19 protein-coding genes are annotated in these 15,229 nt (G+C 60.8%); 8 read left to right on the top strand and 11 right to left on the bottom strand.

The features are described from left to right. Window positions 1–462 (top strand): ATP-binding protein (locus tag NANH_RS0106280; protein ID WP_027261254.1); only part of this gene is annotated, 462 nt, incomplete at its 5' end. 57 nt (window positions 463–519) lie between these two features. Here the strand turns inward: NANH_RS0106280 and NANH_RS0106275 are convergent. The 11 genes from NANH_RS0106275 to NANH_RS0106225 all read right to left on the bottom strand — a co-directional run bounded on the left by NANH_RS0106275 (window position 520) and on the right by NANH_RS0106225 (window position 10,284). Beyond that, on the bottom strand, window positions 520–2,661 hold the full coding sequence (locus NANH_RS0106275) for a DUF3987 domain-containing protein (RefSeq protein WP_211237078.1): 2,142 nt from the start codon (window positions 2,659–2,661) through the stop codon (window positions 520–522). Window positions 2,662–2,678: 17 nt separating this feature from the next. Next, the gene (locus NANH_RS0106270; RefSeq protein WP_027261252.1) at window positions 2,679–2,903 is read right to left on the bottom strand and encodes a DUF6511 domain-containing protein; all 225 of its coding nucleotides are present in this window, start codon (window positions 2,901–2,903) and stop codon (window positions 2,679–2,681) included. After that, the gene (locus tag NANH_RS25635) at window positions 2,900–4,639 is read right to left on the bottom strand and encodes a DEAD/DEAH box helicase (RefSeq protein ID WP_074920655.1); all 1,740 of its coding nucleotides are present in this window, start codon (window positions 4,637–4,639) and stop codon (window positions 2,900–2,902) included. Before NANH_RS25635 ends, NANH_RS0106270 begins: the two co-directional genes overlap by 4 nt. Next, window positions 4,633–5,577 carry a PD-(D/E)XK nuclease family protein gene (locus tag NANH_RS0106260; RefSeq protein WP_027261251.1) on the bottom strand — a complete coding sequence of 315 codons (945 nt, stop codon included), beginning with the start codon at window positions 5,575–5,577 and terminating at the stop codon, window positions 4,633–4,635. Before NANH_RS0106260 ends, NANH_RS25635 begins: the two co-directional genes overlap by 7 nt. Further along, a complete protein-coding gene (locus NANH_RS0106255) occupies window positions 5,577–5,939 on the bottom strand; it encodes a hypothetical protein (RefSeq protein WP_051372262.1) in 363 nt (120 codons plus the stop codon). The genes NANH_RS0106260 and NANH_RS0106255 overlap by 1 nt, the downstream gene beginning before the upstream one ends. A gap of 63 nt (window positions 5,940–6,002) precedes the next feature. Then, window positions 6,003–6,503, bottom strand: a complete 501-nt coding sequence (locus NANH_RS0106250) for a DUF669 domain-containing protein (RefSeq protein ID WP_027261249.1) — start codon at window positions 6,501–6,503, stop codon at window positions 6,003–6,005. Window positions 6,504–6,526: 23 nt separating this feature from the next. Further along, window positions 6,527–7,273 carry an ATP-binding protein gene (locus NANH_RS0106245; RefSeq protein WP_027261248.1) on the bottom strand — a complete coding sequence of 249 codons (747 nt, stop codon included), beginning with the start codon at window positions 7,271–7,273 and terminating at the stop codon, window positions 6,527–6,529. Continuing rightward, a complete protein-coding gene (locus NANH_RS0106240; protein ID WP_027261247.1) occupies window positions 7,273–7,758 on the bottom strand; it encodes a hypothetical protein in 486 nt (161 codons plus the stop codon). Before NANH_RS0106240 ends, NANH_RS0106245 begins: the two co-directional genes overlap by 1 nt. 11 nt (window positions 7,759–7,769) lie before the next feature. Continuing rightward, window positions 7,770–7,979, bottom strand: coding sequence for a helix-turn-helix transcriptional regulator (locus NANH_RS0106235; protein ID WP_027261246.1), 210 nt, complete (start codon window positions 7,977–7,979; stop codon window positions 7,770–7,772). 159 nt (window positions 7,980–8,138) lie between these two features. Continuing rightward, on the bottom strand, window positions 8,139–9,080 hold the full coding sequence (locus NANH_RS0106230) for a hypothetical protein (protein ID WP_139236458.1): 942 nt from the start codon (window positions 9,078–9,080) through the stop codon (window positions 8,139–8,141). Next, window positions 9,058–10,284 (bottom strand): hypothetical protein, encoded by a 1,227-nt coding sequence (locus NANH_RS0106225; protein WP_027261244.1) that lies wholly within the window; start codon window positions 10,282–10,284, stop codon window positions 9,058–9,060. Before NANH_RS0106225 ends, NANH_RS0106230 begins: the two co-directional genes overlap by 23 nt. Before the next feature lie 50 nt (window positions 10,285–10,334). Here NANH_RS0106225 and NANH_RS0106220 point away from each other — a divergent pair, with 50 nt between their 5' ends. The 7 genes from NANH_RS0106220 (at window position 10,335) to NANH_RS0106190 (ending at window position 15,163) form a co-directional block, all read left to right on the top strand. Further along, window positions 10,335–10,763: a helix-turn-helix domain-containing protein gene (locus NANH_RS0106220; protein ID WP_211237077.1), complete on the top strand. Its 429-nt coding sequence runs from the start codon at window positions 10,335–10,337 to the stop codon at window positions 10,761–10,763. Then, a complete protein-coding gene (locus NANH_RS0106215; protein ID WP_036049488.1) occupies window positions 10,760–11,680 on the top strand; it encodes an ImmA/IrrE family metallo-endopeptidase in 921 nt (306 codons plus the stop codon). The genes NANH_RS0106220 and NANH_RS0106215 overlap by 4 nt, the downstream gene beginning before the upstream one ends. 165 nt (window positions 11,681–11,845) lie before the next feature. Beyond that, window positions 11,846–12,094, top strand: coding sequence for a hypothetical protein (locus NANH_RS28415; protein ID WP_139236460.1), 249 nt, complete (start codon window positions 11,846–11,848; stop codon window positions 12,092–12,094). A 34-nt stretch (window positions 12,095–12,128) separates the two neighbouring features. Further along, a complete protein-coding gene (locus NANH_RS0106205; RefSeq protein ID WP_027261240.1) occupies window positions 12,129–12,578 on the top strand; it encodes a DUF2924 domain-containing protein in 450 nt (149 codons plus the stop codon). Next, window positions 12,578–13,903: a recombinase family protein gene (locus NANH_RS0106200; RefSeq protein WP_027261239.1), complete on the top strand. Its 1,326-nt coding sequence runs from the start codon at window positions 12,578–12,580 to the stop codon at window positions 13,901–13,903. The genes NANH_RS0106205 and NANH_RS0106200 overlap by 1 nt, the downstream gene beginning before the upstream one ends. Next, window positions 13,900–14,295: a hypothetical protein gene (locus tag NANH_RS0106195; RefSeq protein ID WP_027261238.1), complete on the top strand. Its 396-nt coding sequence runs from the start codon at window positions 13,900–13,902 to the stop codon at window positions 14,293–14,295. Before NANH_RS0106200 ends, NANH_RS0106195 begins: the two co-directional genes overlap by 4 nt. 220 nt (window positions 14,296–14,515) lie before the next feature. Next, entirely contained in the window at window positions 14,516–15,163 is a 648-nt protein-coding gene (locus NANH_RS0106190) for a HEPN domain-containing protein (protein WP_027261237.1), read from the top strand. Window positions 15,164–15,229: the final 66 nt, after the last annotated feature.

The following is a 15,229-nucleotide window of genomic DNA, read 5'->3' as shown; positions in this document are numbered from 1 at the left end:
CCAGGAACTGGGAAATCGCATGTCGCCACCGCTCTTGGCATCCAAGCGATCGAACATCACCGTAAACGCGTCCGCTTCTTCTCGACGGTTGAGTTGGTCAATGCGCTGGAGCAGGAAAAGGCCCAAAACAAGGCGGGGAAGATCGCTGAGGCGCTGGTGAAAACCGACTTGGTGATCCTGGATGAGTTGGGATATCTGCCGTTCAGCGCTTCGGGAGGCGCGTTGTTGTTCCACCTTCTCAGTAAACTCTACGAGCGCACCAGCGTCGTCATCACCACGAACTTGAGCTTCAGCGAATGGGCCAGCGTGTTCGGCGATGCGAAAATGACCACCGCGCTACTCGACCGCCTTACCCACCGCTGCCACATCCTGGAGACCGGCAATGACAGCTATCGGTTCAAGGCCAGCTCGGAGACAGCGAAAAAGAAACGAAAGGAGACAGCAGCATTGACGCCATCATGACGCAAAGAACATAACAGCTGGGTGGGTCAAGTCTCGGTGACAATGCCGGGTCAGTTCTCAGCGACAATCAACAGCACGCGTGATTTCCGACTTGGTAATCCCGTTCGCTCCTGCTGCGCGGATTACCTCCTTAAGCCGTTTCAGGTGGGCTTCGGTCTCTGTGTCGGCCACGTGGCGCTCAACTGCCTCCATGGTCTGCCGCGCATAGTGGCGCACGAAGTCGATAGCCCAGTCCGCCACCGAGAGGTCGATCTCGGGTTTTGCCGGGTCGCGCCCAACCGCTACGATCAGCGCCAGCTTCAACGCGTTTTCACCAATGCGAGCCAGGATCGCTGTGAATGCTGTCCCGGCTGCAGCCCGCAATTCCTCCGTCAATTCGGCACTCAGCGCCTTGAAACGCGCCCTCGCTTCATCGGTCATGGGCACGATGGTCGGATTTACTGTCGTGTTCTGATCGGCCGTCTTGCCCGCAAGATTGCCCTTCTGGTGCCCACCCCCAGCGGCCACGCCCTGCAATCCGTGGATCAGTGCTTGCGGTGCCTGGCGGATCCCAACGGCGATGTTCTCGTCCGGGTAATCCTCGTCGCTGGGCAGGATCAGAAACCGAGCGAGCGAGCCATCGACCACATTTGCCCCCTGCAGCGCGCCCCAGAAGTGCAAGGGCGTCGTGGTGCCATAGACGCAAAGACAGGGCTGAACGATGTCGCGCCGTTCGTTCGACCCATCACGGTTGGCGTATTCCGCGCCGAGAAAGATTCCGCCCGCTGCGGTATAGAGCTCGGTCATGTTGTCGAGGATCTCGGTGATATGACGCGGACTGCGCCGTCGATCGGCTGCCGCCGCCAGGAACATGCCGAATTCGTCGATCTGGAACAGGATCGCGGGCTGGCGGTGCAGCGCGGTCAGAAGACCCGCCCCGGAGGCGATCTTGTTGCCACCGAGATGATGCGCCAGCCCCGCCTCGAAGAAGACCTCGTTGATGATCTCGCGGGCGTGGTTTTTCCCCGACCCGCTGTCGGCGATGCCGACGACATACAGGTTCGAACGCAGGTTGCTTTCGGTCCGATACTGCCGCCCCATCAGAGCGCCGATCGCACAGAGGCTCGCTCCGAGCGACAAAAGCGGCTGCGGTCGCCGGGCCGTCGACAGCATGTAATCCGTCAAATCACCCACCAGCCCGTCGGGCATCTCCAGCGTGAACGGCGAGCTCGCCGGGGTTTCGACGCCTTCTTCAGGATGACCATCCAGCCTCGACAACAGCCCCGCCGCTGGATGCTTGCCGTCGCAGGCCATAGACCCATCAAGCCGCAGCGATGCGTCAGGCTGCCAGCCGCGCTCCATGGCGAGGTGATAGATCGTACCAGCCCCGATGCGATCGGGTTTGAAGCTCGTCCACGCCTTGGCGGTGGTCGCGGGTACGTCCTTCGCAGCCTGCGCTGACCAATCCGTGAACAGGTCTTTACCGGCTTCACCGAGCGCGCCCTTCAGGGCCATACCAACCCGCATCCAGCTGTCGTAGTCGAGTTCCAGGTTGGGCAACCATTCCAACGCCGCCTGGATGGCAGGCCTTGTACCGACCTGGTTATGGCTACGCAGGTGTTCTGCCGCAGGCGACATGGCTGAAAACCCTCGCTGCCGTAACGACTCGGGGAGCAGCGCATAAGCCTCGTCCAAGAATGCGGCTGCTGTCTCGGTGGTGATTTCTGGCAGATCGGTGATGTCGAGATCAGCCAGCCCTTCCTCGGGCCAGACATAGGGGGCGCACGTGTCCGGATGATCGGCATAAGCAAGGAACTGCTGGCCGAGGCAGAGCACTTCCAAAGGGTGGTGCTTGATTCCCCGGAACGGCGCGGCCGTGCGGTAAATCAGCATGCGCTTTGGGGCGCGACCAATGCGCAAGGCGGGCGTATCGCCCAGCCGTTGGCGCGCAAGTTGCTCGATCTGGAGCGCCAATTCAGGATCCTCGACGATATCGATGTCGACAGCAGCAACTGCGCCGCCAACGATCCCGATGCCGCACTCGGGCCAAGCCGACCATGTCGTCACCTCCACCTCGGTCGTGGGGCGCTCTGCATGCCGGTTCCATTCTGGATAATCGGTCCAGGCCCCTCGTTGGAACCGCCCCGGCTTCTTGGTGCCCGGGCCAATCGGCAGAATGGCATAGCCGTTGGTGACCAGCCGCGCGCCGAAACGCGCCATGTAGGATGTCTCGGCCATCAGAAGGGCACCTCCGGGCTCATCCCGTCGAGCCGCGTGCGGTCCTTGGCCGCAAGCTCCCGCAGGTGGTCGCAATATCCGGTGACGACCGCGTCGATGAAGCGGTCCCACTCGGTCTCGGTCAGCGTCGTTAAATCGGATTTACCTATGCTCTCGAGGTATTCACCGCCTTGTTGGCCGCCGACGCTCATGGCCTCGCTCTCGTTCGGAGTGGGGTCGATCATGCCCTTCCTCCCATGGCAGATGTCCTGGCAGGCGCGAGAGCAGAGGCGCTTGCGGCTTGCGTCCCTTCGCTGGTCCGAGATCCGGAAGATCGGGTTGAACCAGCCAAAGCCGCGAGGTTCCCGGTGGCAGACGGCGCAGAGGCCGGGGTGGATTTGGCGCATGGATCGAACCTGTAGCCGGAGATTTCAAAATAGCGGCCCGATGGACGGACCGAGATTTCGCTTGGGCGCGTGAGACGGTTTGCCTGCGCAATGGCCTCATTCACGCTAAGCGGAACGGGCAGACCTGGTGCACGTTTGCGCCACCAATCGGCGGCCTTCTGGCGCGCATAGCCCTTATGCTCGAAACAGACCCATTCGCTGTAGGTGGCAAGACCGCAGCTGTAAGTGACCTTGAGCGACGGCCGCCCGCCGCGTTTGTCGTGTCGGGTGTAGGATACGCCGCTCACCTGCAGCCATTGAGACGCTTTTGGCGACAGGACCGGCAGCGTGGCTGCGGTCGGCGCAATCTTCACCTCACGGGCCGGGAATTCATAGCCGCAGTCCGGACATTCGGTGGCCGAGAGCGCCACTATGCTCTCACACATGGGGCAGACCTTTGTGGGTGCCTCGCCCCCGCCATTCTCGCCGGGACGTTTCGGACGCACCAGATCGATCGGCCCGTGGCGTCGAACATTGCCCGCGAAATCCAGAACGAGGCAGTTCTCCTTGCCCGGTGCCAGACGCGTGCCTCGACCGACCATCTGGACATAGAGCCCGGCCGATTGCGTCGGACGCAGGAGCGCAATGAGATCGACGGCCGGGGCGTTGAAGCCGGTAGTCAGCACGCCCATCGACGCCAACGCGCGGATTTCGCCCCGCTTGAACGCGGCGATGATGGCATCTCGCTCGTCCTTGGGTGTGTCCCCGAAAATCGTCTGACAGGTGATACCCTGACGTCCGAATTCCTCAGCGACATGGCGGGCGTGATCGACACCCGAACAGAAAGCCAGCCAGGATTTCCGATCCTTGCCATAGTCGATGATCTCGGTGACTGCCGCCCGGGTGGTCGCCTCCTGGTCGACCGCCGCTGCCAGGTCGCGGGCAATGAAGTCACCGGCACGACTGCCAACTTTCGACACATCAAGCCGGGTGGCGGGCTGCTTTGAAACAAGCGGGCTTAGAAAGCCCTGATCGATCAGGTCGCGGACCGGGGCTTCGTAGGCGATGTCCGTAAAGAGCGCGTTCTTGCCTTCATGCAGCATGCCGCTGTCGAGCCGAAACGGCGTGGCCGTCAGACCGATTACCTTCAGCGCCGGGTTGATCGCGCTCAGCGCATCGAGAAAACGCCGATACATGGTGCTTGATTTGCCCGGGATCAGATGGGCCTCGTCGATCAGCACCAGATCGGTGTGGCCGATTTCGCGGGCCCGGCGATGGATCGACTGGATGCCTGCGAACAAGACGCGCGCCTGCGCCTCGCGCTTACCCAGACCCGCCGAATAGATGCCCGCTGGCGCGTCAGGCCAAAGGCCGATCATCTCGGCATAGTTCTGCGCGATCAGCTCGCGCACATGGGTCACGATCAGGATGCGCTGATCGGGCCAGGCCTTCAGCACGCCTTCGATGAAGGCGGCCATGACCAGGCTTTTGCCCCCAGCTGTCGGAATGACCACCAGCGGATTGCCGGTGTTGGTCTGGAAATAGCCGTAGATCGAAGAGATCGCAGCGTTTTGGTATGGGCGCAGGGTCAGCATGGCGCGGCCTCCGTGATACGGGCGTCATTTGACCAGGAGGAGCCATCAGCCATGCGGTAGGTGACGATATCCTCTCCCGCATCGACGACCTCACCCGGCACGAGATCGGGGATGAAGAGATGTTTGCCGCAGGCGGCGCGCTGCTCGGGTGGAGCCAGCATTTGGACGTGGCGGGCGCAGTGCCACCCGCCTTCGATCGGCGTCGCGTGCAGGCAGGATCGGCAATTCACGGCGGCCCCGTCCCCCTCGTGACAGGCGGCATGATGATCGCAGAATCGACACTCGAACCAGGCCGGGTCCTCGCTGATCCGCGCGGGCGGGTGCTGGGCGAAGATGACCCGACCGGCCTTTTCAAGGAGCCGCTCAGCCATGGCGGGATCGGCTTCGATCCGCTCGACATGCAGCTCGTCCGTGTCTTTACAGACTGCGACGTATAGCGCGCGGGTGATGCCGGTCAGGTGCATGTAGATCTGCATCTGCGCGGCGTGCTGGGGCTTGGACAGCACCACGCCTTTTGCAATCAAGTCGGCAAAGCTCTTCGCCGAATGCGTCTTGAACTCGAGCACGTGCCAGGTCTTCGGGGCCTCAAGCAGCCCGAGGGCGACACCATCGAGCGAGCCGCCGAAATGACCGCCATGGGCTTCGACACGGAACTGGCGGCCAGTGTCCGGATCAACCTCAAGCACCGTCGCACCGGTGGCGCGCAGGTTGCGGACCATACGGTCCTCTTCCAGTTGGCCGGTCTCGAAGAGACGCAGCAGGCGGCCGGAATGGTGTGAAGGCGTCACCCAGCGGAAATCATACCAGAGCGCGCGTGCGCAGGATTTACCGATGATCGACGCGCCGAGGTGATCGCGAAAGCCATCGCCCTGCCGCGCCTCATAAGACGCATAGATCGCCGTCAGTGTCGGCGTGGGTGGTGCGGGAAGATCAGCCATCACAAGCCCTCCCGTTCGCTACGGGCTTGGGCCTCGGCCAGAATGCCGCTCCAGGTCTCCGGGTCATGCCGGTCACGCAGAACGTCAAGCAGCGCGTCCTTCAGCTTTTCACGGCGACGGCGGCCGGTGCCTTTCGCGAGCAGTTCTGCCCGTTCGCGGCAAAGATGGCGCAGCGCAGTCCGCGCCCGGTGGAACCAGTCGGGGTCGATGGGTTTTTGGCACCGCTGGCGTGCCAGATCGGCGGTCGCGATCTGTGTGCGGATCTTGGCAATATCGTCGTCGAGTTCGATCAACCGGCGCTGGTCTTCAGGCAAGCCGGGGCTGATCACGGCCACAGGGGCCGCGTTGGTCAGATCAGTCATGGAAATATCCTCAGATGTGTTTGGGCGCTGCCCCGGCGAACAAGGGCGGAGCAGCGCGGAGCATCAGCCCTTCTTGTTCCAGGGAGCGGAGGCCATCTTGGCCGGGGCTGCTGCTGAGTCCCCGGCAGTCTGGGCTTTCTTCACCGCTTGCGGTGCGGCCATGCCCTGTTCCGGCGTCATGTAGCGGATCGCATTGCTCTCCCCGTAGCCGTTCTTGGGCGGCTTCACCGTCACCTGGATCGTCATCGGGATGAGGTGCAGTTCCTCGCTGTCGCTGACCTGCATCTTGCCCGTCGCATGGCAGATCGCCGACAGCGTCCGCTGCGCAATCTCGACCGTGGTCGGGTTCGGGTTCACCAGATTCAGCTGGTCGAAGATCTTCCGGCCCTTGTGCGGGCCATCCAGAATATCCAGCATCAGCCAGAGGAACTGGCCCATGCCGTTGCGGGTCACGCGCATCTCGCTCTCGACGATCTGGGCACTGTATTTGCCTGCGGGCAGCAGCTCATAGGCGGTGGTGGGCTCGATGCCCGAGGCATCAAATGCGGCGTCAAAACGTGCCATGGTCGTATCCTTTCAGGTGCGGATTATTCAGGTTGGGGCATGGCTGCGAGGAACTCTGACCACTCGAGCGGCAGGGTGTCCGGCAGGCCGTAACGGTTCTTGGCGAGGAAGGCGGGACGCTCTTCGGTGTGCATGACACGCGCACCAGACCCGAGCGCCCGGGTCACCTTCTTGTTGAAGCCGACATCAGATTTTGCGACCGAGATCTGGTAGTTCGCGAAGAGCACCACATCGGAATGCTCCTGCAGCAGCGCCGAGGCGCGGGTCTGCAGCTTGATCACATACCGGTCGTAGGGTTCGTGCTCGGGGCTGTCGAAACGCTTGATGTCGGTGTGGGCAATCTGGATAACCACCATGCCCTTCCGATCGCGAAGCGCATTCAGCTTATCGAGATATTCGCGCCAGACGGTCAGAGCCTCGGCGTAGCCCTTGCCAAAGCCCGGGGTTTCGATCGACTGCCAGCCGTTGCGTTTGCACGCTTCAGCCCAGATCAGCGGCTCGAGCCAGTCTACGCTGTCAACAACGACGGTCCCATAATCGTGATCTTCATCCAGCAATGCGTCGAGCGCTTCCGCCACTTCAGCATAGCTGGTCGCCAACGGAAAATGCGGGACCTGCAATTTGCCGAGACCGTCCTCGGTCATGATGAACACCGGCGCGCCAGCGTCAGCCGCGAAGGTGGATTTTCCGACCCCGGCAACCCCGTGGATCAGGATGCGCGGCGGCTGGAGCACCGAGGTGGTGCGCAGAGATGCAAGAGAAATAGCCATCAGCGCACCTCCTCGCCCAGCAACAGGCGGAACTTGGGCTTGCCGGTCCGGACCGTGCGCGCGGGTTCAAAACCCTTGCGCCAGGACTCCGGCAGTGCAGTGTATTTGCGCTCTGACACCTTCAACGTGGTCTCGATGAACTCGGCCGGGTCCTCGCCAGCCGATGCGATGTTTTCGGCGATCTGGGCGAGTTTCGCCTGATCCCAATCGATCCGTTTCGCCAAGTCGGCGATCACGGTGACGTCGCCATCTTCAAAGCGGATCGTGCCCGTGTCCTTGCCCGCCTCATGACGGCATTCGGCTGCACGTTCGGCGTATTTCAGGGAGATGGCACCATCGAGCCAATCAGATACGGTTTTGGCCTGGGTGAGCTGCTGATCGGCCGTCTCCTTCAGCATTGCCAGCTGATCAGCGGGCAGTGCGGCGATCTGGCCAACTGGCATGCGGTGGATATCGGCCAGTGTGATGTGGTTAGAAATTGTCATGTTGGTCCCCCTTACGCCGACATCGGGCGGTGGGGCTCGTGGTCCGAGCCGCGGATCTGCTCGACCTCGAAAGCCTCGACATCTTCGAGCCGGTAAATCACCCGCCCCCCGAGTTTGATGAATTTCGGGCCTTCACCCGTCCACCGCCAACGCTCCAGCGTGCGGTGTGAAATGTTCCAGCGAGCCGCCAGCTCGATCTGGGAAAGGTGCCTTAGCGCCATTTGAACCTCCTTCGGGTTTTTGCGAACACTTGCGGGATCAACATGGCGGAGGGGGTGGCAGGGCTCAGGAAGGTGTGCGGTAGGGGAACTGGTAGGAGAGCCACAAAAGCAAAAAGCCGCCCCGGAGGACGGCTTTTGTCATCGCAAGATTTCCTTGGATCAGGGCTCGATCCAGCAGTTTCCTTCGGCGTACTTTAGAAATGAACGCCAATCGTCACGGCCGCTGAAAACCTTTGCGAAGGCGTTCGTACCGTCCTTGTAACCGGCTTCAAACAGAACGGCGGCTGTCCGACACTCAGGCGAACCGGACCAGTATGCATCGAACAGCAAGCCCAACAGTTGCCGCTGTTTGTCGCTACGGAAAGTAAGGGTTTCGTTCCGCAGCCAGACAATGCCGTAGTCATCCGAATGGTCGATCGGGAAACGGCGCTGGACTTGACCCGGGAACACCCGTGACCGCAGAACCTGCGGCGAGATCGCGAGCTTGCCGGGTCCCATAACGTCTGCCACGCTGATGACGTGATTGCGCTTGTGAGTGGTGACCGGAATGCGATCGCCCGGCGTCGACGTCAGGATGATGCGGGCTTCCACCGGAGGCCTGCGCTCGAACAGCCCCTCGACCCTCGCCCAGGCCGCGGGATCGCCGAGACGCCGCGCAAACCAGACAGGCGCAGGGGTTTTGGCGCCTGCAAGCCTGATGGTGCCAACATCCCAAAGCTGATCCTTGATCAGTGGCTGCGGTCCCGGCGGCCCCTGTCGCTCGAACGACACCAGCATTTTGGCGAGAGCCAGCCCATAGTCGACGCGATAGGCCGCGATCTCCTGCTCATCGACTTGGATCCAACGGCCTACGCTGTCGTGGTAGCCATATGACTTCAGCACTGGCGACCAGGTGACCTCGACCGGCTCGTCTTCGTAGTCATCCATCGCGGCAACGACCGAAACACGCCCGCCAGCAACGAGAAGTTTGGCCTCAAGCAGTATCTCGGTCGCTCGTGGCGAAACCTGGTGCAGCGTCGTGCCCTGAACAGATGTGCTGCGGGCTTCCATAGCCCGCAGCAAAAGGTCAACAGCCCGCTTACTCAAGAACATCGCCCTCATCGGTGTCGTCTTTCAGGATGCCCCACAGGCGCAGGTACTTCTCGCCGATCAGGCGTTCCTGTGGCGTCATGTCCTTCAGATTGCAGCCGTGCGGCATGGTCACAGTCAGAGCCAGCGACTTACCGCGCCCACCTTCGGGACCGGGGTGGAACTTGATCGTGAAGCGCGCGCGGGTGATCACCCATTCAGGCACCTCGCCTACAAAACCGGCCCCATGAGTACCGCCGCCGATATCCAACCCGATGCGGTGTTCTGCCATCTGCCAGATCGTCCGGTCCGCACCCGACATGGATTCAAGCGTGATGCGCTCTTTGGCATCCCCGAGATCCATCAGGCGCAATTCTTTGACCGTTACACTGGCGATGCCGTCGGCCGGGTCCGTCGGAAAGTCGAAAGGCTGCAGAAGCATGCTCAGATCATATTCGCGCAGCGGCAACGCCTGGTGCTCATCAATGGTGATGCCGAGCAGATCCCGCGCCATGAAGCGCGTCAGATCCATACGATCCTCACGGGTCTTGGCCACGACCTCAATCACGCCGGTCGCTGCCTCATAGGTCAATGCGGCCTCGAACACCGGTTTTACGATCCGACGCGCCAGCGTGCTGTTGGCATCAAAGCCCAGCGTGTCCTCGGGGCGCCCCTCACGATAAACCGCGACCTGGACGAGCTCACACTCTTCGCCATCGAGGATCACCCGATGGCGGTCGAAGATGTCGACATGGACATTCGGCGTCTCAAACCGCTCACGGATCGCTGCGGTGAAGGCCGCGATCGAGATGGGATCCTTCCGCACTGCCAGATCAGCATCGACTCCAAAACCGCTCCACGACCGGGTCCGGCGGCGTTCATCATTGTAGCGGACCTCTTCCGCCAGACGGAAACGGTCGGTCTCATTGAGGAAGACCCAGAGCGAGCGATTGTTTGCCCCTTCCAGCGGGTCGAACACAGCGCGGTTGAGAACCACGTTCTGCAAGGCGTTCTGTCCTGGCTCATCCGCGAGGGCAGCGACCCGGCCTGCATCAAGAACAACGCGCTGTTTTTCGTCATCGTTCATATCGTCGACTGCCTTAATCAAGGGCTCGACGACCTCCGACTCGGGCTTGGTCCAATCGACCGGCGGAAGAGAGGTAAACCCAGCAGCGGTGAAGTAGTCTTGCAGTCGGGGGACGGGGGTCTTGCGGAGGAAGGCAGCAATAGCGGTCATGGGAGCCCTTTCTGGCCAGGAGGAGGAGGGAATCGGCGCAAAGCGATACGATGCTGTTCGATATATACCGAACAAACCGCCATGTCTACTTGCGCGGCACGATTTTGTTCGGCATACCGAACAAGCTTCCTGCAACCAAGGAAAACAAGGATGATACGATGACCACGTCCCTCGGCGCCAAGATCAAGCGCCACCGCCAGGAAAAGGGATACTCCCTAGACAAGCTCGCGGAACTGACCGACTCGAGCAAGAGCTACATTTGGGAGTTGGAAAACCGCGACGCACGAAAGCCGTCCGGAGAAAAACTGACACGGATCGCTCAGGCCCTCGAGGTCACCACCGATTATCTGCTTGATGAAAGCGAGGAGCCCGGAGACGCGGTTCTTAAGGAGGCATTCTTCCGCAAGTTCAGCAAGCTCGCCCCGGACGACCAAGCTAAGATCAATCAGATGATCGATATGTGGGGAAAGAAGGATTGAGCCTGCCCACGACGCCACAGGGTTGGGCAATCCGCCTTACTCAGATCCTGTCGCTGCATCAGGCAGCGCATGGGCTACCGCGCTTTCCGATTGATGTGGCGGCGCTGGCGCAGGATTTCTCACGACAGGTGTTTCCGGACGCACCGATCACCATGGTCGGCGGGTTGGACCTGTCCAAGGGCGTCGAAGGCATGTTGATGCCGCACCCCAACGGTTCCGGTGAGTGGGGTATCATTTACAATGAGACCATCCGTTCGCCGGGGCGGCGGAACTTCACGCTGGCCCATGAGCTGGGCCACTACCTGCTGCACCGGCAGACCAACCCCAACGGCCTCGAATGTAGCAACCGCAACATGGCTGACTGGGATGAGGGCCGGAACAAGATCGAAGGTGAGGCCAATACTTTTGCCTCCTACCTCTTGATGCCGCTCGACGACTTCCGAGCCCAGATCAAGGACCGCCCCATCGACATCGACGTGATGACCGATCTGGCGGACCGCTATGCCGTATCGCTTACCGCTGCGATTCTGAAATGGATGACCATCACCCAAAAGCGGGCCATGATCGTCGTCGGAAAGGACGGCTTCATCGACTGGGCATGGTCCAGCGAGCCTTTGATCAAGTCCGGGATCTTCTATGCCGCCCGGCAGAGCGTGATCGAACTTCCACAGGCCTCTCTCGCCGCACAAGAAGTCGACATGGACACCGGCCGCCATGGCCATCGCCACCCGGCAGGTGTCTGGTTAGGGTCTGAGCCCGTCCATGAAATGACGGTGTTCTCGCCCCGCAACGACCAGATGACGATCTCGCTGCTGCTTTATCCTGACCGCGCTCCATCCCGCTGGGATATGGCCGAGCTGGAAGAAGAACAGACCATCGATACATTCGACAAATTCATGGATGGTCGCGCAGGCTGATTCGGCTCTGTGACTCCAATTGGCGCCCCCTACGGCCGCATAGTCATTGCGCAGAAATACGCGGCTCTACGCGCAGGTCGATGCTGTCCGCAAATTATTGAATTGCTTGTGATTTTCTGATTTCGCGATACATTCATGGCATCATTCCAATCGCGAAAAGTCGTCATGCCCAGCATCACATCAGGCCCGATTTCGGGTGCCAATCCCCTTTGTCCTGAGCGCATGTCAGCGGATGCGCGCCTCGAAGAAATCGGCCGCATTCTGGCGGCTGGCGTCATTCGCCTGAACGCCGAAAACGCCAGTTCTTTATCTGCCGAAGGCGGAGACAGTTTCGTGGACTTCTCGCCCCGGAAGAGCGGTGGTCGTCGTGCAAAACGTATCCGCATCGGAGGAATTGATGAAGCATCACAATAAGATAAGCCCTACAAAACCTGGGCAGGACCGATCCATGGATCAAACCGTCCTAGCGCGCCTGGCCACGCTGAAGGCCATGTCGGTCAGGGATCTGAAAGCCGAATGGGAAAAACTTTTCGGCAGTGCCGCGCCGAACAACAGCCGGACCTTTTTGGAAATGCGCATCGCCTATCGTATCCAGGAACTGACCTACGGCGGCCCTGACCGGGAAACGCGCCGCATGTTGGATCTGCTGGCCGATGAGGTCGAAGGCGTCGCGCGCCGGAAAAACCAGATCGCTGATCCGCGCAATCCGGTCATAGGGACCAAGCTCATCCGGGAATGGGACGGGGTCGAGCAGACTGTGATCGTTCTGACAGACGGTTTCGACTGGCAGGGCCGGAAGTTCAAATCGCTCTCGGCCGTGGCCCGTGCCATCACCGGAACGCGTTGGAATGGCTATCGCTTCTTCGGCCTGCGTGAACGCAAGCGGGAGGAAGCATGATGGATATCAACGCCCGCCCCAAGCGCCGCCTGCGCTGTGCCATCTACACCCGCAAGTCGAGCGAGGAAGGGCTCGACATGGAATTCAACAGCCTCGATGCCCAGCGGGAGGCCTGCGAGGCCTATGTCGCCAGCCAGCGATCCGAGGGCTGGGTTGCGACCCGCGAACGCTACGACGATGGCGGTTTTTCCGGTGGCACCCTCGAACGTCCCGGTCTTAAGCAGCTTCTGGCCGACATCGACGACGGGTTGATCGACGTGGTCGTGGTCTACAAAATCGACCGCCTCAGCCGCTCGCTGATGGATTTTTCTAAGCTGGTCGAGATCTTCGACCGCAACGGCGTCACCTTCGTCTCGGTCACGCAGTCGTTCAATACCACGACGTCCATGGGGCGGTTGACGCTGAACATCCTGCTCAGTTTCGCCCAGTTCGAGCGCGAGGTCATCGGTGAGCGCATCCGCGACAAAGTGGCGGCATCGCGCAAGCGTGGGATCTGGATGGGCGGCTATGTTCCGCTGGGTTATAATGTGGAGGATCGCAAACTGTTGGTGAACGATGCCGAAGCCGCATCGGTCCGGCGCATCTTCGAGCGGTTTGTCGAACTGGGATCCGCGACGGTTCTCGCGCGCGAACTCCGCCGCGACGGCTTCCGCAACAAGCAGGGTACGCTGATCGACAAGGGCTACCTCTATCGGCTCCTGAACAACCGAGTTTATCGTGGTGAAGCCGTCCACAAGGGCAAGGCTTATCCGGGCGAGCACGACGCTATCATCGACAACGACCTCTGGGATCGCGCCCACGCCATCCTGCAGGAAAGCCCCCGCAAACGGGCCAACAATAGCCGATCCCGGACTCCTGCTCTTTTGAAGGGGCTGATCTTCAGCGACACCGGCGCTGCCATGACCCCCACCAGCACGAAGAAGGGCGCGAAGCTTTACCGCTACTATGTGTCGATGGACGTCATCCGGAACCGCGAGACCGGTGCTGAGACCGCCCCGATGCGGCTGGCGGCTGGAATGGTCGAGGATGCGGTCGTGACCGAGGTCCGGCGCATTCTACAGACGCCGGAGGTGGTGACACAGGTGATTGCGGCCCTGAAGTCGGAAAATAGCGCGATTTCCGAGGCCGACGCCATCGCAGCACTTCATGATTTCACCGGGCTCTGGGCGCAACTATTCCCGGCCGAGCAGGCACGGATCATCCAGCTTCTCGTACGGCGCGTCACTGTCACTGCCGCAGGTCTTGAGGTGGACATCCGACGCGAGGGGATTGCGGGCGTCATCCGCGAGATGGTCGCGCCGCGCAGTCTGGAGGCCGCCGAATGACGCATGCCGATGACACAATCCGCGTGCTAATCCCGTTGAAGGTCCGCAAGAAGAACGGTCGGCCAAAAATCCTGCCGCCCGCCGACTATTTGCCCAGCGAAGACCATATGCAGGACCCGCATGTCCTGCGCGCCATAGGCCGGGCATGGGGCTGGCGGCGGCGCATGGACGCCGGTGAGTTCGCCACGATCCAGGAACTGGCCGAGGCCGTTGGACTGGCAGAACGGCACGTCAGCCGCCAGTTGCGGCTGGCATATCTTGCGCCGGAGGTGCTGAAGCGTCTTACCTGCGGGCGCGAGGCGTCGGCGGTCAGCCTGTATGATGCGTGTTTTTTGGCGGGGGAGACTTGGCCAGAACAATCGAGACGGGCATTCGAAAATACTGGATCCTGAACGTCGTGATCGGCCCTGTTCGATCGCTAGATCAGATGGCGAAGCGATACACTGCGGCCCGGCATTCCTGACATTCGCTGCACTCGCGCGACCAAGATGCTGCCGTATTGCGGCGGCAGCGATCACCACACGCATGAGCTGAGCGGGCGTTTTAAATTGCAGTGAAAGCGAATCTGAATGCTATCGTGTCTCATCAGAATCAAAGAGTTCAGTCACATCTATGCCGTCAAATGCCCTCGCCAAATTTGAAAACAAGATGCTTGTTGATGTGAATAGGATCATTGAAAGCCATGGAACATTAAATCACGATGGAGGCGGTCGAAGAGGCCTCGGGCATATAACCCGTAGTGGCGTCCTGATGCTCTGCGCGTCTTGGGAGCTTTATGTGGAGGAACTTGCCATCGAGGTTGCTGGTCACTTAGCAGGCCGAGCCAATGCCCCAACCCAACTTCCCCTAGGCGCACAGAAAGAGCTGTCTCGCTTGGTCAGGGATCACAAGCACGATTTGAAACCGCTCGAATTAGCAGGCTCTGGTTGGGAGCAGGTTTATACTGCCCATGTGACAGAGGTGGTGGGCAGTCTGAACACGCCTAAAGCTGGCCCTATTGACGAAACCTACAAGAAGCTCCTCGGTTGGGAGAACCCCTCTAAGAATTGGACCCGCGGCAAGGACTTCATTAACGATTTCGTTAAGGTGCGCGGAGACGTTGCGCACCGAGGTTCCGATGCCGACTACGTTAGAATTGACCACCTTCGCGATAACTATGTTGCCGGAATCAGCGCCACCGTGATCGAACACGACAACGCAGCGTGTGATTTCATCAACGAAAACTCGGATGGTGGTCGCCCGTGGAGGCGTCGGACGTAGTGAAGTCACCATCTTGTATTTAATGGCAGCTTTCGCCGCAAACCATGGGAAGCATACGCCGGCGGC

The sequence above is a fragment of the Sedimentitalea nanhaiensis DSM 24252 genome, assembly GCF_000473225.1.
GTDB classification, from domain to species: domain Bacteria; phylum Pseudomonadota; class Alphaproteobacteria; order Rhodobacterales; family Rhodobacteraceae; genus Sedimentitalea; species Sedimentitalea nanhaiensis.
Note: the sequence above shows the minus strand (reverse complement) of the source record. Positions and strands in the feature narration are given on the sequence as shown.